At 67.9% G+C, this 20,853-nt stretch carries 17 protein-coding genes and 2 pseudogenes; 12 read left to right on the top strand and 7 right to left on the bottom strand.

Going from position 1 to position 20,853, the window contains the following annotated elements:
• Positions 1-737: 737 nt before the first annotated feature.
• Complete coding sequence (locus tag IE145_RS27700) at positions 738-1,046, bottom strand: hypothetical protein (RefSeq protein WP_189528181.1); 309 nt, start codon at positions 1,044-1,046, stop codon at positions 738-740.
• Positions 1,047-1,825: 779 nt separating this feature from the next.
• Here IE145_RS27700 and IE145_RS27695 point away from each other — a divergent pair.
• Positions 1,826-2,821, top strand: coding sequence for a hypothetical protein (locus IE145_RS27695; RefSeq protein ID WP_189528180.1), 996 nt, complete (start codon positions 1,826-1,828; stop codon positions 2,819-2,821).
• A 121-nt stretch (positions 2,822-2,942) separates the two neighbouring features.
• Here the strand turns inward: IE145_RS27695 and IE145_RS27690 are convergent, their stop codons facing one another.
• The gene (locus tag IE145_RS27690; RefSeq protein ID WP_229825883.1) at positions 2,943-3,377 is read right to left on the bottom strand and encodes a hypothetical protein; all 435 of its coding nucleotides are present in this window, start codon (positions 3,375-3,377) and stop codon (positions 2,943-2,945) included.
• Between the two features lie 290 nt (positions 3,378-3,667).
• Here IE145_RS27690 and IE145_RS33540 point away from each other — a divergent pair.
• Together IE145_RS33540 and IE145_RS27685 are read left to right on the top strand one after the other, a co-directional pair.
• Positions 3,668-3,945, top strand: a pseudogene (locus IE145_RS33540) (telomere-protecting terminal protein Tpg); the annotation flags it as partial.
• A 161-nt stretch (positions 3,946-4,106) separates the two neighbouring features.
• A complete protein-coding gene (locus IE145_RS27685) occupies positions 4,107-4,580 on the top strand; it encodes a DUF4231 domain-containing protein (protein WP_189528179.1) in 474 nt (157 codons plus the stop codon).
• 246 nt (positions 4,581-4,826) lie between these two features.
• On the opposite strand, the gene IE145_RS27680 is transcribed toward IE145_RS27685, so the two are convergent.
• Both IE145_RS27680 and IE145_RS27675 read right to left on the bottom strand, forming a co-directional pair.
• A complete protein-coding gene (locus IE145_RS27680; protein ID WP_189528178.1) occupies positions 4,827-6,113 on the bottom strand; it encodes an SsgA family sporulation/cell division regulator in 1,287 nt (428 codons plus the stop codon).
• Positions 6,114-6,289: 176 nt separating this feature from the next.
• Complete coding sequence (locus tag IE145_RS27675) at positions 6,290-7,138, bottom strand: hypothetical protein (RefSeq protein WP_229825882.1); 849 nt, start codon at positions 7,136-7,138, stop codon at positions 6,290-6,292.
• A 224-nt stretch (positions 7,139-7,362) separates the two neighbouring features.
• Here IE145_RS27675 and IE145_RS27670 point away from each other — a divergent pair, with 224 nt between their 5' ends.
• The 4 genes from IE145_RS27670 (at position 7,363) to IE145_RS27655 (ending at position 13,010) form a co-directional block, all read left to right on the top strand.
• Complete coding sequence (locus IE145_RS27670; RefSeq protein WP_189528177.1) at positions 7,363-7,563, top strand: hypothetical protein; 201 nt, start codon at positions 7,363-7,365, stop codon at positions 7,561-7,563.
• A 184-nt stretch (positions 7,564-7,747) separates the two neighbouring features.
• Positions 7,748-9,802, top strand: coding sequence for a GNAT family N-acetyltransferase (locus IE145_RS27665; protein ID WP_229825880.1), 2,055 nt, complete (start codon positions 7,748-7,750; stop codon positions 9,800-9,802).
• On the top strand, positions 9,799-10,380 hold the full coding sequence (locus IE145_RS27660; protein WP_189528176.1) for an ASCH domain-containing protein: 582 nt from the start codon (positions 9,799-9,801) through the stop codon (positions 10,378-10,380). Before IE145_RS27665 ends, IE145_RS27660 begins: the two co-directional genes overlap by 4 nt.
• A 947-nt stretch (positions 10,381-11,327) precedes the next feature.
• Positions 11,328-13,010, top strand: a complete 1,683-nt coding sequence (locus IE145_RS27655) for a hypothetical protein (protein WP_189528175.1) — start codon at positions 11,328-11,330, stop codon at positions 13,008-13,010.
• A gap of 133 nt (positions 13,011-13,143) precedes the next feature.
• Here the strand turns inward: IE145_RS27655 and IE145_RS27650 are convergent, their stop codons facing one another.
• From IE145_RS27650 to IE145_RS33530, 3 genes and pseudogenes are all read right to left on the bottom strand, one after another.
• Positions 13,144-13,839, bottom strand: coding sequence for a DUF6308 family protein (locus IE145_RS27650; RefSeq protein WP_189528174.1), 696 nt, complete (start codon positions 13,837-13,839; stop codon positions 13,144-13,146).
• A gap of 1 nt (position 13,840) precedes the next feature.
• Positions 13,841-16,057 (bottom strand): hypothetical protein, encoded by a 2,217-nt coding sequence (locus IE145_RS33535; RefSeq protein WP_229825879.1) that lies wholly within the window; start codon positions 16,055-16,057, stop codon positions 13,841-13,843.
• Positions 16,058-16,517: 460 nt separating this feature from the next.
• A pseudogene (locus IE145_RS33530) lies at positions 16,518-17,037 on the bottom strand (GmrSD restriction endonuclease domain-containing protein); the annotation flags it as partial.
• Positions 17,038-17,483: 446 nt separating this feature from the next.
• Here IE145_RS33530 and IE145_RS27635 point away from each other — a divergent pair.
• The 5 genes from IE145_RS27635 to IE145_RS27615 all read left to right on the top strand — a co-directional run bounded on the left by IE145_RS27635 (position 17,484) and on the right by IE145_RS27615 (position 20,684).
• Positions 17,484-17,702, top strand: coding sequence for a hypothetical protein (locus IE145_RS27635; RefSeq protein WP_189528172.1), 219 nt, complete (start codon positions 17,484-17,486; stop codon positions 17,700-17,702).
• Entirely contained in the window at positions 17,695-18,780 is a 1,086-nt protein-coding gene (locus tag IE145_RS27630) for a response regulator (RefSeq protein ID WP_189528171.1), read from the top strand. The genes IE145_RS27635 and IE145_RS27630 overlap by 8 nt, the downstream gene beginning before the upstream one ends.
• Positions 18,781-19,122: 342 nt before the next feature.
• Positions 19,123-19,320 (top strand): hypothetical protein, encoded by a 198-nt coding sequence (locus IE145_RS27625; protein WP_189528170.1) that lies wholly within the window; start codon positions 19,123-19,125, stop codon positions 19,318-19,320.
• Positions 19,305-19,766 carry a hypothetical protein gene (locus tag IE145_RS27620; RefSeq protein ID WP_189528169.1) on the top strand — a complete coding sequence of 154 codons (462 nt, stop codon included), beginning with the start codon at positions 19,305-19,307 and terminating at the stop codon, positions 19,764-19,766. Before IE145_RS27625 ends, IE145_RS27620 begins: the two co-directional genes overlap by 16 nt.
• Before the next feature lie 468 nt (positions 19,767-20,234).
• On the top strand, positions 20,235-20,684 hold the full coding sequence (locus IE145_RS27615) for an RNA polymerase sigma factor (RefSeq protein ID WP_189528168.1): 450 nt from the start codon (positions 20,235-20,237) through the stop codon (positions 20,682-20,684).
• The last annotated feature ends 169 nt before the right edge of the window (positions 20,685-20,853 follow it).

Here is a 20,853-nt window from a genome sequence, read left to right as displayed (position 1 = left end):
CCCGCGGAGCGGGTAAGAGCCTGCTGCGCAGGCTCCAAGGGGGACCTCGCGCGTTGCGCTCGGTCTGACCAAGTGACAGCCGCTGCGAAGCAGCGGCTGTCGAACTCTGCGCTGCGCTTCGAGTTCGACTGGTTTCCCTTCCGCGTTGCTCCAGGGAAACGAGGCTGCTGACGCAGCCTCAGGCGGTTCCGGTTCCCGGAACCTTGAGGGTCCGTCCGCTGCGCTCCCTGACCCTTACCCGCTTCGCGGGGCTAGCTGCGAGGGTGAGGGCTCGGGTGCTTCCTTAAGGGAGAACTTTCGGGGAATCCGGATTTCGGGGTGGTGCCTCTGGCGATGGAGATTCTGGAGGAGTGCGGGTGAGAGGTTCCGGATGATGTCGGTTCGGCTTCGTTGGACAACTATCCAGGTACTGATCTGTGTTGAGCTGATGGGTTCAGGTGGTCTCGGGCTACGCGTTGGCCGTGCTGGCATACGCGATCGTGAGGACGGTCATCGTGGCCGTGTCGTGGCCGAGGAGGATCACCGCGGTGACGTGGCCGTGTCGTGGCCGAGGAGGATCACCGCGGTGACGTGGCCCTGAGCGACGGTACGGATGATGCCGTCGTCCTGCCCGTACGGCGACTACGCGAGCGGGTCCTGCTGGGCGTCGATCAGGGCGAGTGCGAGGTCCCGCCGGGCGAGCTCGGGGAGTTGCTTGTAGGTGTCGAAGACGTCGGTGGGGAAGTTGAGCCGGTAGGTCACACCGCTCCCCGGCTGCGGTCGCCCTGGTTACCCTGGCGCGGCTCGGCGTCCCTGAGCACGTCGGCGGTGACGTCCCTGGTCTCCAGGTCGTCAGGGAGAGCGCCGCGCGTCTTCATGTGGGCGCGGGCGGCCTCGATGCGGGGGCGGGCTGCTTCGAGCTGCTCGGCGGCCGAAGCCCAGCCGTCGAGGACTGCGGGCAGGTCCTCGATCGAGGTGAGGTTGACGTCCTGGAGCAGCTGCTGCCGGGACGCCGAGTGGGGCAGGCCAACGTGCAGCAGGTCCACGGTCCAGTCCTCGTGCGCCATCTGCCCCTCCTGCGGTCACGCTCGGACAGCCAGAGTAGCGCCAAGGGAAGCGTCGCGGAGGCGCTCGTTCGTGCTGACGCGCGGGCGCTGTGGCGTGGCGGTGCTCTCTCGCTACCGTCGGCGGATGACCTTTGATGATGAGCCCTTCTCCAGCTTACGACCGAGCAAAGCACCGACGAGCCTGATCGCAGCGCACTGCGCTAGGACATCCTGAATGAGTGGGTCCGCTACCTGAACGATGACAAGCTCCCGGATAAGACGGCCGAGATGTCGTACGTCTGGGGCTTCATCAACCGGGACTCCGGCGGCGACGCGCTGCGGTGCCTGTGGAGCAAGCACGAGACCGCGTGCCCCCTGTTCGCCGAGACGGTGTGGCTGCTGCACCGTGAGTTCAGCGAGGCGCCGGACCGGAACGTCACCCCCTCTTCGCCGGCCTTCCGCCGATCCCTTCTGACATCCTCTTCCGGAAGATCGCGCACTCGTCCGCGGTGGCATTCCGGAAGCTGCCCGAGGCCCAGATGATCGAGATCCTCCGCAAGGCCCCGAACGACTACGCGGCGATGCAGTAGGGACGGTCCCGAGAAGCGACGCCGGGCCACGAGCCGCTTCCTTCCCGGCCCGGAACCGGTGAGGTCCAGCTGTCAGTTGGTCGTCAACGTCGAAACCGAGGGTTCCTCGGTGAGGGACGAAGGCAGTGGCTGAACTGCCAAGATGAGAAGCTTCTACAGCCCCCCGGAGGCGGCGAGTGCAGGTAGGAGTCCGAAGGAAAGGGCGGCGGCGTGAGAATCATGCTCGACAACAACATCTGGTCCTACCTGGGGGATGCGAGGGCGGGGAAGCAGTTCAGGGCGCTTACCCATTCCCTTGGGCACCGGGTGGTGACTGCTCCGAGCGTCCTGCTCGAGGTGCTCCAGCATCCCCGTTCGGATATACGGGCGGCCATCATCGAGGCCATGATGACGGCGACGGACGAGCGGTTGCGCAGCGAGGCCGACCGGGAGGGCGCCGAGGTCATCTCAGAGGTGCGGCGGCTGCACCCGGAATGGCTGCGGGCAGTTCCCGACACCGGACGCGAGGCGACATGGCGCACGTACTGGACCAAGAGAGTCTGGCGGGAGGCTCTGGAGCAGCACGAACGATTGCGCGTCGCGGAGCCGGCCCGGCGAACCGCACGCACGGTGCAGCTCCTCGTCGAAAATCAAAAGGAGCAGCAAGAGGTCTGGCGGGAAGGCAAGTTCAATCTGCGTGACCTCTCTATGATCACGTTGTCACCGAGTGAGGAGACGACAGCGGAGCAGCAGGCCGGATGGGTGCCCGGCGAGAAGATCGCGGCATGGCGGCCCTACAGCCAGGAGGTGTACTGGCTTGCCTTCTGGAAGGGCCGTCGGGCCGCTCTCACGCATGAAGACACCACCTACGCCGACTGGGTAGGCGCACGGGTGGACCTCCACGCCATGTGCGCCTCACGGGAGGCCTTCAACCGGTTCTGGTTGTACGAGGTGGAAGCAACGCACATGCCGCGCACCTGGCTCCGATGGGCTGCCGACACCGTGCAGGCGGACATGAAAATCACCAACGGAAACCCCATCGACGTCCAGCACGCCGCCTACCTGCCGGACTGCGAGGCCTTCCTCACCGCAGACAAGAACTTCGTGCGCGTACTGGACCGCATCGCGGACCAGGCCCCCGCCCCCGTAGGGCGGGCTCACAGGGTCGCACCGGCAGCCCACGGCGGCATCGTGGAGGCGCTTGAAGCCACCCTGCACGACCTTTGAGAACGCCCCTCACCCGCAATCCGCTCGGACGCACGCTCCGCCCGAATGATTCAGAACCGCCAGCAGAGTAGTGCTCGTTGGCGGTAGACGTTGTGGCCCCTCGTGCTCAGGCATTTGCCGGCTACCGGCGTAGGCGCGAGAGCAGGTCGGTCCGCCCGGACGCCTTCGGATCGGCATCCGGCACGACGAGCTCGGAAGGCTGCGCGCCGCCGGTGTCGCCGAAGACGGCGTGTCGCACGGCATCCCAGTCTTCGCGGCGCCACCAGTCGAACAGACGGGCGCTGCCGATCACCGGCACGGTCAGCGCGTCGGCGAACACGCGGTCGGTGTAGACCTCAGCGTCCCGCTGCGCGGGTGGGAGCTTGATCTGGTGGTTCACCACCAGGACGCCGCCGTCAACAGGCTCGGTCCCGGTCAGACCGGGCCAGGTGTTCAGGTGCTTGAGCAGCTTGTCGGGCAGGCTCTGCGCTGCTCGGTTGTTCGCCGACTTCACCTCGACCAGGACTCGGCGGCCGCCGTACTCGGCCAGCAGATCCGCCGACTTGGTGCCGTACACGTCGTCGAGGGCGCATCCGCTTCCGCCACCACCAGCGGCGGTGCCCAGCCGGAGTCTGCGCCGGGTCCAGGCCCGGATCAGACGCCAGCGCGGAGGCGGGCGGAGGGGCTGTCCGTTCCGGCTGAAACCCTACCCGGCCCGGATGCACGCAGACCGGGATCCTGCCGTCCGTGGTGTAGCGGAACCCGTCGGCGGCGACGAAGGGCCAGCTCCTGCTGGGCCGGTCGGCAACCAGGAATCCCTCGCGCAGAAGCCGCAAGGCCGGGCAGTACCAGCAGCAGAGGTAGTCCGTCACCGCCGGCTCCGTCAACCGCTACCGGCGCGGCGCCCGCAAGCACGCCCGCGCCGACGTCGCCGCGAAGATCGACGACGCCGTACGGCAGCGCTGGCAGCACATGGTCCGCAAACGTCGGCAGAAGCAGGCCGCCGCATCCGGTGGGATCATGATGGTGGAGACCCGGGCCCGGTTAAAGAGATCTACTTCCAGGACGGCGGACACCGAGCGGCAGGTCTCTCCGATGTCACTCTCAACGACATCGACTACCTCGACCTCGACCTCGACTACTGACCGGACACCAGCCGCAGGCCCGGCACCTACCTGTCTGTGCCGAAGCGCGATAGGAGTCACAGAGGCAGGCTTGCTGGCACCAAGATCGGCCTTGGGGCTGATGAGCTTGCGTGTTGACGAATCGGCTGACACCGACCCGCGCCGGTGATGATGATGCTGGCATGCGCAGACCGACTCCGGACCCTGATGCCTGGACCTCCGCCTCCGACCCACTGCTTGCACTGGCCGAGCAGGAGTTGGCGTTCTACCAGCGCAGGCGAGATGCCGCGCGGCGCGCGCACCGCGCGATCGAACTCGGTGCGCTGACCAGCGCTTCCGCGACGGTGGTAGCAGCTGGCCTACACGCCCCAGCGTGGGTGACGACGATTGCTGCCGGGGTCGCCCTGTTCTGTACCGGGTTCCGCCAGGTCTTCGCCCCTGGTCCACGCTGGGTGTTGGCGGCACAGGCCCGGGAGTCCCTGCGCCGTGGGGTCAACCGCTACCGGCTGCTCTCAGTGGGCGAGCGGGACGACCAAGCGCGGGCCCTGTTGCTCGCCGCCATTGAAGAAGTGGGCACCGAACAGGTCAGCCAATGGGCAGGGGGCCACGAGCAGACTTCGATCGGGCCACCGCCCACCCAACCCCCTCCCGACTGACCTCGGGCTCCTCCGGCACGCGACCAGGGCGGTCTCCACTCGAGTCCATCGCAGGGGCAGGGCTCCGCCGCAGGTAGTGACAACACGCGTGCCAATCCGGCGTCGATGACAACAACACGGCCTCGTTGGTGACAGTCACGCTGCTTCGTAGTGGCTTCAGCCAGAGGTCAGCGGACCGCGCTGGTGACACCTGTCGTGCTTCGGCACACTGTCGAGTCGACCGCACGATAGGTGCCACTGAACTGTCTAGTCGCACAGGCCAGGCCGTGCCAGCTCTCCTAGCGTCGCCTCCAATGCGTTGAGCGCTGGCAAGAGATGCGAATGCTCTGCGCCGTAGGCGACCAGGCTGCTGCCAGCTTCGAGGAACGCTCGCATGTCGGCGTACGCAGCGGACAGCAGCGCGGATCCCTCCGGAGAGGAGAGCCGGACAAAAACTCTTGTTCGTGCTCCCTTCGCAGCGTCGGGCCAGACAGAGACATCGCCGAGCCCGTTTCTGCCTTCCAGTCCCTCTCTCAGCAAGTCCCGGGCAAAGATCCACACTGTTTCGCTTTGGTCGTCTGCCCGAAAGCACGCTTCCACTGCGTAGGGATCAGATACGCGATATGTCAGCCGGGTGTGCAAGCTTGAGGTCAACGTCAGTGACTCACGTGGTTCGAGGTGCAACAACATAGGTAGTTCTGCGGACAGTTCGTATGCCCCGTCAACCAACGTCTGCCGCAGTGTCATGCTGCCTGCGCCAACGAGTTGCTTCCGGTCACGACCTCTTCTGCTGCTGTCTCGGGCGCAGGGACGGTACTGAGGCGCACCATTTGTCTTCGGGACCAGCAGTCCGCCGCCGACCGCCATGTAGGCGTCAGTGGTGAAGCGCGCGATGTGCAGGCGTGCGACTGGTGCGGGACGCACGAGAAGACCTGCTGGCGTAGTACTGAACAAGGGTTGCACAGGGTGCACCCATGGCTCGATCGCATGCCGCAGGTTTCGTAGTCTCTGCTGTTTCCGCTCCGTCCACGTCCAGCCGAGGGTGTGGGGGGGAAGGGATGTGTGCATTTGGATGTCAGGCGCGAGCAGTTGCTGCATTACCTTCCGGCAGACGCCGGTGAAGGGAAGGATCGCCCGTGTTTCGCCGCTTGGGTTGCGCAGCGCAGAGACCAACACGTTGGGCCACGGCTGCGTTTCCTGGCGCCTGTAGAAGATCAACGTCCCGTCGCCGCGGGAGGTGCCGCGTTGCACTCTGCTTGCCCTGACGGCTTCGTCGAGTCCGCCCGTCGGCCACAGTGTGCTGCGGAGTAGGCCGGATGTGGCGTGCTCCGACCAGGGCTGTAGCGGGAGCGGTTGACGACTGCTGCCGAGGCTGTGCCACCGATAGGCGAAGAGGGCAGCCAAGATCGCGCTCTTGCCGTTGCTTGCTGCCCCGAGCAGGGCCCCACGGGGAATCGGCTGGACTTCTTGCACTGCCCGTTCCGTATCCGTGGGCGCGGCAGGGCGGCTGTCGGCTTCGTCGTTCTGCTGTGGGTGTGAGGTGTTGTCGGGCATGCCGGGCCACCTCTGCGGCTGGCTGGCAGCGTGTGCCATACAGCGCCGAGCGGTGGCGGGAATGTCGCCGGAGGCGGAGACGACGTGCGGGGCTCCCAGACTGGAGGCGTCGAGCAGCGCGTCGAATTCTTCATCAGTCGCAGCGAGGTGGTCCATAGGTTCGCCCTTCCGGACGGTCATCGTGCTCCCTCTTCCCCGAGGTCAGACTTCTCGGCCAGGTCGGTGAGGATGCGGGCGCGGAGCCGGCCGATGCGGCCCTCCAGCGCCTTCTCGGTCAGCCCGACCTCGGCGGCAGCCTGCTGCTGGGTGTGGCCCAACGCGCGTAGGGCGAGGCCTCTACGGACCTTGGTGTCGGTGATGTACGGGAGGATGCGCTTGATTTCGTCGTGGGTGGCTGCGGCGTAGAAGGGGTCAGTCGCGCGCTGATCGGGGATGTCCCGGTCGCTGGACGCTCCGTCCGGGTCACTTGGGGGCAGGTCCAGCTCAGCCTGCCCCATCTGTACACCGCGGAACCAGCGGGTATAGACGGTGCGAAAGGAGCGGATGGAGGCACCGACGAAGTAGGTGGCCAGGCTGGCGCCGCCGTACGGGTTCCACTTTCCGCGGATGAGGCCGTGCTCGAGGAACAGGTCCAGGCCGGCGACGACGGTCTCGGTGGCGACCTCGGAGCGCGCGTCGGCGTCCCAGTCAGGTGCGGTCATGCGGAGCGGGACGGGCCGGCCGGCTCGCCGGGACTGGGCGAAGATCTCACCGGTCCCCGTCCACTTGTTGATGGTCAGCCACCCGTACTCCATCAGCCGGGTGGTGGTCTTCTCGTAGCGCGGGCCCTGGAAGTTGTCGGCGCGCAGGATGTCGACGATGTGGGCATCGGCGGTACGGCGCGCAACAGAAACGGATTCGTCCGAATGGTTCCCGACGAGCGTGTGCTCCAGGCTCGACAGGCTTGCGGTGCTGAGCTCCTCGAGCTCTTGGTCCTCCCGCAAGAGGCCCTGAGGGGCGCCCCCCAGGCACATCTCATCCGGCACGCTCGCTCCCTTGCACTCTGCCGCCCCTACGGGCCCCGTTTTGGAGCCTGTCGCAGAGGTCATAGGCACCAGCTGCGCACCTCCCCTCGTCCAAACCACAGAAAAATAATGTGACTCACATCACAGCCCCATGAGCGAGGGAAAGGCGGCGGCCAGCGGCTAGAGCATTCACGACTACACGTCCCAACAGGGGCGTAACGCCGCGAAGAGAAACGGACTTCACCATGACCCACGACACCCAGCAGCCCGCTGGTCAGCCGCTGCTCGGCCTGCGCAGCGCCATCGTGCTCCTGCTCGGCGTCCTCACCGGCACCGGTGCCGGCGTGCTGGCCTACCTCGCCCAGCGCTCGCTGCCCGGCGCCGCCCTCGCCGCGGGCGCCGGCTTCGGAGCCGGCGTGATGTTCTTCCACGCCATCATCGGCTGACCCCGCACCGCACCGGGGGGTCTTGGGGGTGACAGCCGCCTGCGCAGGCGGCTGTCACCCCCAAGACCCCCCGTTTTCCGGCCTGTTTGAGCCTCTAGTGAGGGAAGTGCGGCACTTTCGGCTGACAAAGATGACCAAGACGACCACACTCTGTGCCTAACGGATCATCAGACGGGGGCCGGGGATGCTGGTGCAGATCAAGGCAGTGGGTCCCAACGAAGGGGAGTTACTGGCGGCTGTCATCGACCTGGGCAACCGCAACCGTAGGACCCTGGGGTTCCTGCCGCATGCGGCGTTCCACCAGGCCGCCGAGGGGGGCACTCTTCTGGCCGCCGTCGAGGACACGCGACTCGTCGGCTACGCCCTGTACGGCCTCCCAGGTGACCGTGTGCGCCTGACGCATCTGTGCGTCGACGACACCCACCGAGGCCAGGGCATCAACAGACGTCTGGTCGAGGCCATCTCCGAACGGCATGCCGACCGGCTTGGCATCCTGCTCAAGTGCCGCAAGGACTACGGTCTCGAGAAGATGTGGACGCGGCTGGGCTTCCAGGCGCGCACCGAGGTCGATGGCCGCGGCGGAGCGCGCGAACCGCTCGTGGTGTGGTGGCGCAGCCACGGCCACCCCGATCTGTTCACCCATCTGGAATCCCCCGCGCTGGCGACTGCGGCGATGGACTGCAATGTCTTTGCCGACCTGCACAGCAGCTATGAGCGCAACGGGGCGGAGGAGACCAAGGCTCTGTCCGCGCAGTGGCTGGTGGACCTGCTCGAACTGGTTGTCCTGCCCCAGCTTGTCCAGGAGATCCACGCCGTCCGGGACGCCGCTGAGCGCAGAATTCAGATCAACGCGCTCTCCCACTACCGCCAGCCCCCGCTCGAGCAGCTCGATCAGGACCGGATGCTCCGGACCCTGACCGAGACGGCCTGGGAAGATCTCGGTCTGGAGCTGCCCCGCACCGTCAACGACCGTGGAGACCTTGCCTACGTCATCCAGGCCCACGCGGCGGGCCTACAGCTGCTGATCACGCGTGATGCCGGCTTGTTGGAGCTCAGCCCGGTGGCGGAGAAGGTGTGCGGTGTGCGGATCCTGCGGCCAGCCGACAGTGTGGTGGCCATCGACGAGCTGAAGCGCACACAGGCCTACCAGCCCGGCAGTCTTCTCGGCACCGCACTGACAACCACAGCCGTGCCCTCCGGGCAGGAGCAGCAACAGTTGGTCTTCCTCAACAAGCCCGGTGGGGAGAGGCAAAAGGCGTTCAAGGCCCGGCTGCGTGACTTCGCAGCCCGGCCCGACCAGTGGATCCGGCAGCAGATCGTCGACAAAGACGGCCAGTTGCTGGCCACCTACTGTCACGAAACTCGCGACGGCGAACTGCGCGTGCCGCTGCTGCGTGTGAACGAGCAGCATCCCCTCGGCGCCACCCTCGCCCGGCAGCTGCTGTTCCTGCTGCGCCAGCGGTGCCGTGCCGAAAGCCTCGAGGTTCTTCGGCTGACCGACCCCCACTCGCAGCGCGCCGTTCGGGCAGCCGCTGAGGAGGACGCCTTCCGGCCGACCGGCACCGGGCTCGTTGCCCTGGTCCTCGACCAGATCAGCGACAGTGCTGCGCTCGATGACCGGGTGGCTTCGATCAGCGGGCGGCTCGGCATCGAGCTGCCGGCATTGACCGCCTCCCTGCCCGCAGCGGCGGCATCAGCGGTCGAACATGCCTGGTGGCCCGTGAAGATCACCGACGCGCAACTGCCCGTCTTCCTCGTGCCTGTCCGCCCGGCCTGGGCCTACGAGCTGTTCGGCTATCCCGAAGGGCTCCTGTCACGCGACGACCAGCTGGGGCTCAGCCGCGAGCATGTGTACTACCGTTCCCCGCGCCCCCGGGGCGAGACCGCCCCCGCCCGCATCCTCTGGTACGCCAGCACCGACAAGAGCGCCAGCGTGTCCGCAGTGATCGGCTGCTCCCGCCTGGACCAGTGCGTAACTGATGACGGAGAACGTCTGTACCGGCAGTTCAAGCACCTCGGGGTCTACAAACGCGAGCACGTCCGCTCCGCCTGCGACGAGCGCGGTCGGGCGATGGCCCTGCGCTTCTCCGACACTGGGCTCTTTCCATCTCCCGTCAGCTACAGGCGACTTGTGGAGCTCGGCGCTCGGAACGGACAGAACATCAACGTACAGTCGGTCCTCAAGATCTCTCCCGACCTGTTCCGTGACCTGTACAAGGAAGGCCACCAACTGCGGTGAACACGCCAGAACGAGCCCTGCTGCTCTCGCTCCACCCGCGGTTCGCCACAGCCATTCTCAACGGCGAAAAGACCGTCGAACTACGGCGCCAGCGCGTCGCCGTCCCACCCGGCACCCCCGTCATCATCTACGCCACGTCACCCACCATGGCACTGACCGGCACCGCCCGCCTCACCGGCGTGGACGCCGCCGCTCCCGCCCAGATCTGGCGCCGCCACCGCAGTAACTGCGGCATCAGAAAAGCCGAATACATGACTTATATGGAGGGCGCCACCCAAGCTTCCGCGCTCCTCCTGGACTCCCCCCAGCCGCTCACCGACACTGTGCCGCTCGCCCACCTGCGCCACACCGGCGGCTTCCACCCCCCGCAGAGCTACCGTTACCTCACCCTGCACACGCTGCGTACCCTCCTCGACGGGCACAGCGCGGCCACGGAGCTCCTCAGCCACCTGGGCTTGGCGCACACGCCGACCACAGTCCGACCCGCCGCATTCTCGCCCTCACCCCAGACCGCCAGCCCCCACCACGCCCCCCACAGCGTCCGCCCCGCCGCCCTCCTCGCAGCCCCAGCCTCCTGACACCGGCGGTACCCCGTGACCAGGGACGAAGCCGCTGCATCGCAGGCGGCCGCAGCCGGCCCGCTGGGAGTTGCTGCGGCTCGGACGGCCGCGACCTTGGCGACGGCTCCACGGCCTACGACACCCACGAGACCCTGAGCGTCAGCCCCAAGACCGCCCACCCGCAGCAGCTCGCCAACAGCGTTCTGCGGATCATCAGGAACGATCAGCAGGAGCCGGGCGACTTCACCGGCGGGCTGCGCAGCGTCCCCACCGGCGAGTCCTGACGAACTCGCAGGGGCGGCGAGACGTACACCGGAACCGCAGCGTTGCAATCCCCCAGGGGGCGCGGGGGCGGCGCGGCGCTCCTGAAGCTGGTGCGTGGCATGCCGCCCAGCGCGATGCTGCGCTGCGAGGCGCCCGACGGGACGGTGCTGACCCGCTGGTCGGCGCCGGGGCGTAGCCCTGGGAGTTCCGGAAAGCGGCAAGGAGAGCGGCAGCAGGCGACGAGCAGAGTCCGCTGGTGGAGAACGGCGCGGCAGCGCTGATCCGTCGCGCCATGCTCGGCGCAGGGAGCATCGGAGCGAGCGGCAGCCGTTGACGGAGGCCGGGACGGAGAGGCGGAGGGACGGTGTTTTCGCGCGGGGGTGCAATCACCGTGCGGTACGCGGGCATGGGACATGGCCGTAAACCTCTCTTCTGTACGGGGACCGGTCACGGCGGGAACCTTCTTCACCAGGATTTCCGCCACTTCGGTATCCGATCAGGTCACGGACTTGCGGAGTGCGGGCAGGGACGGGGGAGATGGCGAGGCGCCCGCGTCTGGCGGGCGGGTGCGGGTGGAGGACCCCACCCGCACGAAGCTGCGGTCAGCGGCGGTACGGGCGGCCGGACAGCGAGCCGCAGGTGCTGTCTGTACCGGGTGGGAGGATGGGCCCAGCGAGACCAGCGTGGAGCCGGGGGGGCCTGTGGCTATCGAGTGGGATCGGATCGGGCAGCCGGGTTTCGACCGGATCGTCGAAGCGCTGGTGCACCGGATGTACGACGCCGCTGCGAGTGTGGAAGCGGTCAACGGGCGTGGCGGGGACGCTGGGATCGATATCAAGGTGACCAGCGGGTCACGGGTGCGGATCTTCCAGCTGAAGTACTACCCGGACGGGTTTCCCGCCGGGTCGTACAAAGGGCGGCGCAGCTCTGTCAAGGAGTCCTTCTCCCGGGCCATGGCGCACAGCCCGTGGGAGTGGGTTCTTGTGGTGCCCTGCACGCTGACTACTCCCGAGCGGGAGTTCGCGGCTTCCTTGGCGGCCGGGCAGGGTGTGCGGGTGCGGGTGTGGGACCGGGCGAAGCTGGACGGGCTGATGGCCACACATGCGGATCTGGAGGCATCTTTCACCCGGAACCAGCTCTACGACGCGGCGAAGGTCTTCGGGCAGGAGCAGGCGATGCTGATGGGCGGCCTGCCCGATGTTCACGCGCGGGTGGCGGGGCTGGGGCGGCAGGTCGACGGGCTGGATAACCACTGGACGGTGGACTTCGCCCGGCAGGGCGAGACCGTGGTGCAGACGCTGCGGGGCAAGCACCCGCGAGCGCATGAGATCTCCCCCGTGGAGTTCACCGTCACAGGGAACGGTCCCTGGGCCCCGGAGCTGACCGCAGCGGTACGGCGCAGCCTGGGGTTCGGTGTGCCGGAAGAAGTGGTGCTGCCGCGTGAGGCGGTGCAGAGCCTGACGGTGCGCGGCCCCGAGTGGCTGTCCGGGGAGCACCGGGACATCGAGGTGCGGTGGCGGCCGGTGGTTGCCGTCCCACCGGGCGAGAGGGGGGTGGATGTGGTCTTCCTCGACGGGGAACAGGTCACCGCCTCCTACCCGGGAACGCTGGGGCATCTGGGCAGTGGCAGTATCGGCCGCTCGGTCCATGTGGAGCTGCCGGGCGGGAAGCTGGAACTGCTGGTTCCCCGCGGGACCGGGATGCCGGCGTCGATGCGTTTCACGTTCTCGCTGGAGCGGCTGGAGCCTGCTGCTGCGCTGCGTCTGCTCCGGATGCGCCAGCGCATCATGAACGGCGGTGCCTTCGAGGTCCGCACGAGCATGGGGACGGTCGGTGGCGGCAATCTGCCAGCGGAGTCCGGGGCGACGCACCAGAAGGTGGCGGAGCTGCGCCGCTATGTCGAGGACCTGGAGGTCGTGCAGCGTCACTGCGAGCAGTACTTCCCCGTTCCCACTGAGCTGTCCCCGACCGACCGGATCGCTCTGCGCGTGGCGCGTCTTCTGGTGGACGGGCAGTGTGTGATCTCCCCGTTCCTGCCCCGCCTGAGCTTCACGCTGACCGGTGAGGACTCCCCTGGGCTGCGCGCCCTGCTCAGCGGAGATCAGCAGTCCGTGCGGTGCAGTACCGAGGAGTTCGCCGTCACGCTCGCCGGACGGCGTCTGCGACTGGGATCTGTGCTCGTCTTCCATCCCCGTGTCGCCACCGAGCAGAAGGACGGACAACGGGCTCTGGCCGCTCTCGATGCCGGTCGCGGTGACGGGTGCAAGGTCACCGTACGGCCCGCGGACGAGGAACGATTCCGGATGTTGCTGCAGAACGCCGCAACCAGCGCCGAACAGGCCCCCGTGCCGCTTGGACTGCCCGGCTTCCCCGAACCTCGCTGACCCGAGATGAGGATACGGGCTCCCGCATACGCAGGAAGAGGCGTCATTAGGCGGGTGCGCTCGCGAGGGCGGGGCCAGCCGCGAGCGACCCCGCCTCCGAACTCCAGCACCCCACCATTGCGGCGGTAGGTCCTCAGGAGCAGCGGTGGCCGGGGGCGGGATGGGCCATCCATACCGCGACGTCAGCGACCCGTAGCGCGCTGACCGTCTCGGGCAGGCCCGCGCTCTGCCGGAGACCGAGGAGCCGGTGGTGCAGGGCAGCGTCGTCCTCGCGGAGGGCGGTGCGCAGTTCGGTCCAGAACGACGGCGGACGGCCGAGCGCACAGCGCACGACCCGGTCATAGACCGGCAGCAACCGGGGTCGCTTGCGGGCCAGAAGTTTCCCCGCGATCACCCATCCAACCTTGTACTGGCTCTCCAGCAACGACCAGGCCTGGTGCGCCGGCGAGCCGTCCGCGACGACCGAGGCATCGGCGTCGGACAGATCGACGTCGGCCGGGATACCTCGCAGCAGTTCGCACAGTTGGGTGCCCAGCGAGCCTTCCAGCAGGTCAAGGGCGACGGGTGCGGGCACGGTCACCGACAGGGTCTGCACCGCTATCAGATCCTCCGCGGTGAACCTGTTCGCGACCCGCCGACGGTCGCCACCGCCCGCGAGGCGTTCGAACCTGCCTCCCGTGAACACGCCGGCACCCGGGGGCAGGCCAATGCCGAAGTAGCGGCGCAGGTCGCCTACGACCCGGTCCCCGTCCAGAACGGCGTGCAGGCGCTGCCCCACCGCGGACGGTTCCCCGGTGAAGGGATCAGGCTTCACGACAAGGTCAGCCATCTCAAATACCTGTGCCCTCATCTGTGCCAGTCGTGGCCGGTGGAGTCGGCTGGGCCGCCCATACCTCGCTGATCAAGGCGAAGGAAGTAGTGAGCATCCCGGCCCCCCAGTGCGGGGGCATGACGGAATGAGCCCTCTGGCCGTGGGCGATGCGGTTGCGGAGCTTGCGCCCGTCGTGGAGGAACTCCGTCTGCCTCTCGGTCAGGAGGCCACTCTCGTTGCCCTGCCTGATCAGAGTGTTGAGCGGCTTTGTGCCGGAGTCGGGGATCTTGGCTCGGAGGACGATCTCCATCGCGATCAGGGCGTGCAAAAGGGCCACGGTGGAGAACTCGTAGCAGAAGTAGGAGTGGCGCAGGAGCTCGCGGGCGGTGTGCAGCACCGTTGCCGCGGACTGCGGAATACCTGAGGGCACCGTCAGCCCGGCGACGACGTCGTGCATGTCGGCGTACTGAGTGACGAAGTGGTGGGCCCGGGGGTCGGGCACGGGGAACGGCAGGTGCTGATCGGCGGCGGCGTTCCACGGCAACGGCGTCCGGAGGCTGCTGCCGGCAGGCGTCGTCCGGGCCGGTGGCTGCTCCCCGAGGAAGATCACGGCCAGGGCGATCTGGAGCACGAGCGCTGTCCGGTGCCGGGAGGGCGTGTCGACCAGGTCGTGCAGGACGTTGTTGCGGAGGTTCATCTGCCCTTCGGCGTTGCCCAGCACTGTCCGCAGGATGAGGGGCCACGGCTCGGGGAAGCCGAGTTCGTCCAGCTTGTCGAGGAGGGAGCCGAGCTGCTGGACCTGCCCGATGGTCTCCCCTTTCGCGTGCGTGATCACGCCGATGTCGGCTGCCTTGAGTCGGCGGCGCAGGATGCCTTCAAGGCGCGGGAGCGCCAGGGACAGGGCAGTGTCGACATCGCCCTCCCAGAAGGCCTCGAAGGCGCGGGCGAGACCGCGCATCCGAGTCTCCACAGCGTGCTGGGACCGGGCGAGGAAGGGTGTGAGGTCCTCCGCCGTTGGGCGGAACCGGTCGCGGACTCGGTCCAGTTGGGCTTCGACGGCCAGGCCGTGTACTTCGAGGGCGACGACGTGCTGCCGCGAGAGGAATCCGTCTCCTCTGGTGCTGTCGCTCTCGACGGTGCGCGTCACGACGGGGCCGTTGGGGTTGATGTACACCGTCGGCAGGGACAGCAGCCCAGACGGCAGGGTCGCGGAGTCACTCATCGTGGCGGGAGTGGTGGCGATGGAGTGAAGTGCGTCCTCCATGCTGCCAGCGGCGTCGATGGCCGCGCTCGCGGCCTCCAGGTAGCCCGGCGGCAGGGGGACCGGGGTGCGGATGGTGTCCATGGGCATTTCGTCCCGCCCGATCTTCTGCTGTGTGCGGCGTACCTCGTTCAGGGCGTCGCTCAGCCCGCTGTCGCGAGCATGTCGGGCAGCGTCTTCCAGGGCGAGGAGTTTCCGCAATCCGGTGCTGCTGTCGGCCAGTTCCATACGGGCGCGGTGGATCCTTTCGTTCACGTCTCGCCGCTCATCGTCGGTGCGCACCACGCGGCGGAGCTCTTCGAGGAACTCCACCCGGTAGTGGAACCGGCCTTCTCCGCAGTACTCGTCGGCGGCACGTTCCAGCAGGGCGTGCAGAGCGGACCAGTTGTCTTTGCTGGCCACGAGTGGGGCGGTCATGCGGGTGAGCACGTCCGGCACCGGGGGCGTCCAGTCGAGCGCGGCATGGCCCAGGGCGATCATCTCGCAGACGATGTCCGTACACTCCGGCCGCCGCGTGGTAGCAGCCAGTTCGTGAGCGAGCACCAGGGCGTCCGCTGCACGAAGCCGGGCCAACCCGGCTTCGAAGGTGGCCGCCCCGCCCGGCTCGGGCGGGTTGGCGGGTGACTCCTGTTGTTCCTCGGCCCTAGTCAGCAGCGTGCGGGCACCAGCCCGGTAGCTGTGCACCGCGCAGCGGAGGTGCTCGATAGGCCGTGTTCCGTGCCGGGCGTCCCAGAGCAGGTGGTGAAGCCGGGCCCGGGCCAAGGGGTGCGCCGTCTCGGGGGCGTAGGCGGCCCAGGTATCGAAGAACGCGGGCGCCATATCTCTCACGGCTCTCGGAACCAGGTCACCGTTCTCGTCGGTGGTGCGGAACGGCCCGAGGGCGGCACCCCAGGTGCCGTCCTGCAGCCGGAACTCCATGGCCGCCCACAGGGCCGCGAAGTGCTCATGCTCCTCGTTGCCCGGGGTCGTGTTCAAGTAGCCGGTGCGTAGGGCCCGCCCGACCTTGCGCGGTGGTTCGCAGGAGTCGACTCCGCTGTTCATCGCACTGAGAACTGCTGGCTGAACATCCATCTCGACTCCTGACTCCAGGTACAGCGGTCGAACTCTAGGCGACCGTCCTGGCCAGGAACGAGTGAATTGTGAAGCTGGGGATCTCTGCTTCAGAGAAGGCTCGGCGGTAGAGCTGCTGCCTGACCTACAGGGAACTGGGACCTAACCTGGGCTCGACGCGGCGATCGAGCCCACGCCAGCCTGCACGCTGGCCACGACGGTAGCGGCCCCGGCCCGTACGGTCCCGTCGGTATAGGAACACCAACCGCCTCACCCCGAACCGCGTCGGCGCCATCATCAGAGCCTGCGTCGTGGGTGCCGCCACCTCTCTGGCTGCTGAGGCCACCGGGATTTCCCGGGCCTCCCTCACCCCGTGGATGAGGCGCGGCGGCAACGAGTCGGACGGGTCCTGGTCGCTCTTCTGTCGGTTGCTTCGGGCCGTGACCGCGACGAGAGAGACGTGCGCTCCCTGGTCGTTCGCGTAGGCCTCCCGCCACGCCGCGGTCCAGGCGAAGGCTCCGGAGTCCCAGGCCTCGGCGAGCGGGACCATGTGGTCGATGTCGAGTGCACCGGCGCTGGTGATCTCTTGGCCGCCGTAATAGCTCGTCCAGGTGCCGCCGGTGAGCTTGCAGCCGGCCCCCACGGTCGGTGCGACGACCGCCTCGGCGAGGAGGACCTCGTTGCGGGTGTTGCACACGTCGGTCACGTCGGCGCCGGAGTTCCAGTGCTTGAACGACGAGCGCGTGTAACCGGTGCGGTTCTCCTCGGCCACCTCCACCAGGCCGACCGCGTCGGCCAAGATGGTCACCTCCGCCGTCGGGGCGGCCTGTTCAGCAGGGGCAGAGAGAAAGGGGAACGAGGGCAAGGGAGAGCGCGCCGAGGCCGCGCGCGAGGTTCTTGATCACCAAGGAGTTCCATCAACCTCGCACCCGGCGAAGCCCATCGACCTGCGGTCACCCACACGGGCGAGAGGGTTCACCGCGGAACGCTTCCGCGCAACGCGCCGCCGGAGCCTGCCTGTAGGACTCCTTCCGCCACAGCGGGACGAGCCTGATGGCACGAGCGTTCGGCGGACACTGAGCCCGTGTTGGCTCCGCTCCGGCTTCCGTGTTGCCAACGTTGCACAACTCCCTTTGGCAACGCACCGCTGGGTCAGCGGCCTGAGCTGCCCGAACCGTCCGGCCCGGGGTGGGGTGGGCCCGGCGCAACAGCGGTTTCGTTGCCTCTTGCCTCGATCACGTACGGCAACACCCCCGTGACGCCCCATGCTGTTTGTCACCCACTTGGCGGCCTGCCGGGCGGGAGCTCCCTCCGCGCCTCCACGACGCGGGGCAGACGAATAGGGAATCGCGTGGACCGACCTTTACTGCCGCTGAGATCGGCCCTGGTCTTCCTGCTCGCCGCGCTCAGCAGCGTTGCGGCAGGAGGACTGTCCTGGCTGGCGGGGGAAGGCGCCGCCCGCGGCGTGCTCGCCGGCTTCGCCGTCACCGGCCTGGCGACTGCGTTCTTCGACCGCCTGATCACGCCGGGAGCCGACGAGGCATGCGGGAAGGCACACAACCATGGGTGAACTGCGTCCCCTGGGACAGGACCTGACGAAGGAATCGAGGGCGCTCGCCGAGGTACTGCGCGAGCTGTTCGAGGGACTCGGGGTCTCGGTGCGCCGGTACGCAGCACGGCGCCAGCGCGACCCGGGAACGTTCTCCCGCTACCTCAACGGCACCCGGATGCCCCCCTGGTCGGCAATCATGGACATGCTGACGGATCTCGCCGAGCACCGCGGCACCACCGTCACCCCCGAAATCATCGAGTACGTCCGCGGCCTCTACGAGTCGGCGTTCGACGCCAACTCCTCTCCCAAGCACGCAGCGCAGATCATCGAGCAGCAGCTGGCCGACGCGGACCACGTCTCGCGGCGCTCCAGCGTCCGCGGCGACGTCCTGGGCGACGCGCTGCTGGACCGCAAGCACCGCATCGCCGACCTGGAGGTGCGCCTCAACCAGATGGAGGCCACGCTCACCGCCGAGCGTGAACGCGCCGGCCAGCTGGCAGCCGCCCACCCTGACGTCTCCGAACTCCTGGACGAGCGCGACGTCCTGCGCCAGGAAGTCGCCCGGCTGGGCAACGAGCTCCAGGAGGCGCGAGAGCAGCGGGCAGGTGCGGAGGCACGCTGCGATCTGCTGGAGCGCCAGCTCGAAGCCGTCGAGCACCCGGCCCCGCTGCCACTACCGCAACCGCAGCCCATGCCCAAGGTCCTCGTAGTGGACGACCAGCCCGACAACCTGCTCGCCATGACCGCCGTGCTGGAGACACTGGATCAGGAACTCGTCACCGTCTCCTCCGGGCGTGACGCCCTGAAGGCACTGCTCCACCACGACGACTTCGCCGTCATCATCATGGACGTGCAGATGCCCGGAATGGACGGCTACGAGACCGCCGCCCACATCAAGCGCCGCCCCCGCAACCGGGACGTGCCGATCATCTTCCTCACCGCGATGGGCATCGACCCCGAACACACCGCCCGCGGGTACGCGGCCGGCGCGGTCGACTACATCAGCAAGCCCTTCGACCCCTGGGCACTGCGCGCCAAGGTCGCCGTCTTCACCGAGATCCACCTCGAACGACGCCTCAGCAACCCCGTCGGCTGAGCTCCGTCCTGCCCCGCGCCAGCGTGGGGCAGGGTGCTGACCGGCAGAGGTCTTCTGACTTGTGGCAACGAGTCGTCGGGGCCGCAGCAGGCCTGGAGACCCTGTGCAGGGACCAGCGGGACCAGCGCATAGCGTGCGAGCCCCCGCCCTACAGCACGCCAGGAACGGCGCTAATGCGCAGGGTGCAGCCCTGGCCGCGCCGTACGACCCTCCCCTGGTCGAGCGCGGCGCGCTCGACGGGCTCCAGCTCTGTAGTGCGGAGGTGGTCGGCGACCTTGCCGAGTATGTCGAGGCTGACCGGCAGTTCCGCGGCTGACCCGATGCTCGCGAACGAGGACAGCGATGAAGCGTCCTTCCAAGGTACGCGGTGCGTACGTGGCCAGCCCTGTCGGCCGGGACGGCAGGGCGGCGCCCGCCCTTGTTGCCCTTGGCCTCGGCGACGCGCAGTCCGTCGAAGGCCAACTCGCTCTGAAGGTCGCGCTGAAGTTCGCCGGCGGCGGCAAGGGTCTGCACCATGAGCTTCCGTGGAACAGGAGCTGACGGCGGCCGCCGCGATCGTCCGGATCGGCCTCGACCGGATCCGGGACATCGCCACCCGTACCGAGCTGGTCGGCCCGCACGCGGCCGCGCTCCAGGCGCTGCGTGACCCGGGCAACCCGGAGAACGGCGTCCTGGCGGCCGTCGCCGACGTCATCGGCACGATCACCGTCTCCGTCACCGACGTCGACCATGACGGCATCGACCGCGTGGTGGAGCTGCTCGACGAGGCGCAGGCGTACGCACAGGACAGCACCGGCGAGCGCATCGACCAGGCGCTCGCGCTGCTCGGTCCCCTGCTTCCGGTCTGCGAGGAGTGCATGCAGCGCCGCCCGGATGTGGAGGTCATCGCCGACCCGTTCTTGACCTCGCTCTATCCCGAGGAGTCCGACCACCGTCAGATCCCGCTCTGTCCGCCCTGCTCCATCAAGCGATTCGAGGAAAGCTGACAGACCGTCCGCATCAGACTTCAAGCGCCCTCGGCCGGATAGGCCGGGGGCGCTTTCGTGCGAGCGTACGGCCCGACTCCGGCCTCTACCTAGCAGAGGTGTGCCGCGGTGGGGGCGCGGCGAGCCTCCGCGTCGCCGGACGACAACTCGCGGTTGTCGGGACCGCGCGTTCTCTGGTTGCTGTCGACATCAGTTGGGGGTCTGCCGAAAAACTTCTGAATCTCGTCTCACACTCCTGCAGCTCCGGGGTTCTGCTTTCCAGAAGATCCCGTGGACGCGGCGTTCGCGGGCGTACGAGTTGAGAGGGGCGGCCCCGTGAGCAGTGCTAGCGAGGAGAACAGGAGGATCCCGCGACCACGCGGGAAGGGGCTATCGCCTGAAGCTGAGCATCAGTGGGAGGCTCTCAGGAAAATGGCGCCGTCCGTGCGACGGCTCGTATACCGACTGACTGGCGGCGCCCAGGCCACGGTGGTTGACGAGATCGATGCCCAGGTCTGGTTCGCGATCTTCCTTCGATTGCAGAACGGCGGGCCGATCGAGCAGAAGAACCCCAGCCTCCCCTTGCTTGGTTCAGGCGTGGAGTCGTACGTCTACGCGGTAGTTCGGCAGAAGGTCCGAGCCCATCTCGCCGAGCTCGCCAAGCGCGCGGAGCATTTCGTCGGCGATCACGTCTACCTGCTGGAGGAGGAAGCGCACCCCAGTGCGGAGACTCAGAGTCTTGCCGATCTCGCGCCGGCCATGAAGATCCTCAAGGCCGAGATGAGCGAGCTGCAGCTGGCGGCGTTCGTTCTGGCGGAAGCGTACGAGCTGAAGGCGCCCATGATCGCCGACCTCCTGGGCACCACGAAGGGCTCGGTACGCGATGCCCTGCGCCACGCTCGACGAAAGCGCGACGGGCTGGCCCTGGCCGGCGACTGACTACCCACTTCCAGGTGAGCACGGGCCGTCCGCAACGACGACGGAGCGGTCCGCGGCACCGAGTGGTGGCTAGCCAGTCCATGACGGATCGGCCACTTCCAAGAACGAAGCGAAGGGAGCGTTGGATAAAAGATCGTCTTCGAGGGTTCGTCGCCCTCGAAAGGAAGAC

This window comes from Streptomyces sindenensis, assembly GCF_014649035.1.
Lineage (GTDB): Bacteria > Actinomycetota > Actinomycetes > Streptomycetales > Streptomycetaceae > Streptomyces > Streptomyces sindenensis.
Note: the sequence above shows the minus strand (reverse complement) of the source record. Positions and strands in the feature narration are given on the sequence as shown.

What these genes read in the sequence shown, in the direction of transcription:
- IE145_RS27700 (WP_189528181.1), bottom strand. Translation starts at nt 1,046, where the DNA reads ATGGCGCACGAGGACTGGACCGTGGACCTGCTGCACGTTGGCCTGCCC.
- IE145_RS27685 (WP_189528179.1), top strand. Translation starts at nt 4,107, where the DNA reads ATGCGCAGACCGACTCCGGACCCTGATGCCTGGACCTCCGCCTCCGAC.
- IE145_RS27680 (WP_189528178.1), bottom strand. Translation starts at nt 6,113, where the DNA reads ATGCCCGACAACACCTCACACCCACAGCAGAACGACGAAGCCGACAGC.
- IE145_RS27670 (WP_189528177.1), top strand. Translation starts at nt 7,363, where the DNA reads ATGACCCACGACACCCAGCAGCCCGCTGGTCAGCCGCTGCTCGGCCTG.
- IE145_RS27665 (WP_229825880.1), top strand. Translation starts at nt 7,748, where the DNA reads ATGCTGGTGCAGATCAAGGCAGTGGGTCCCAACGAAGGGGAGTTACTG.
- IE145_RS27650 (WP_189528174.1), bottom strand. Translation starts at nt 13,839, where the DNA reads ATGGCTGACCTTGTCGTGAAGCCTGATCCCTTCACCGGGGAACCGTCC.
- IE145_RS27630 (WP_189528171.1), top strand. Translation starts at nt 17,695, where the DNA reads ATGGGTGAACTGCGTCCCCTGGGACAGGACCTGACGAAGGAATCGAGG.
- IE145_RS27625 (WP_189528170.1), top strand. Translation starts at nt 19,123, where the DNA reads ATGAAGCGTCCTTCCAAGGTACGCGGTGCGTACGTGGCCAGCCCTGTC.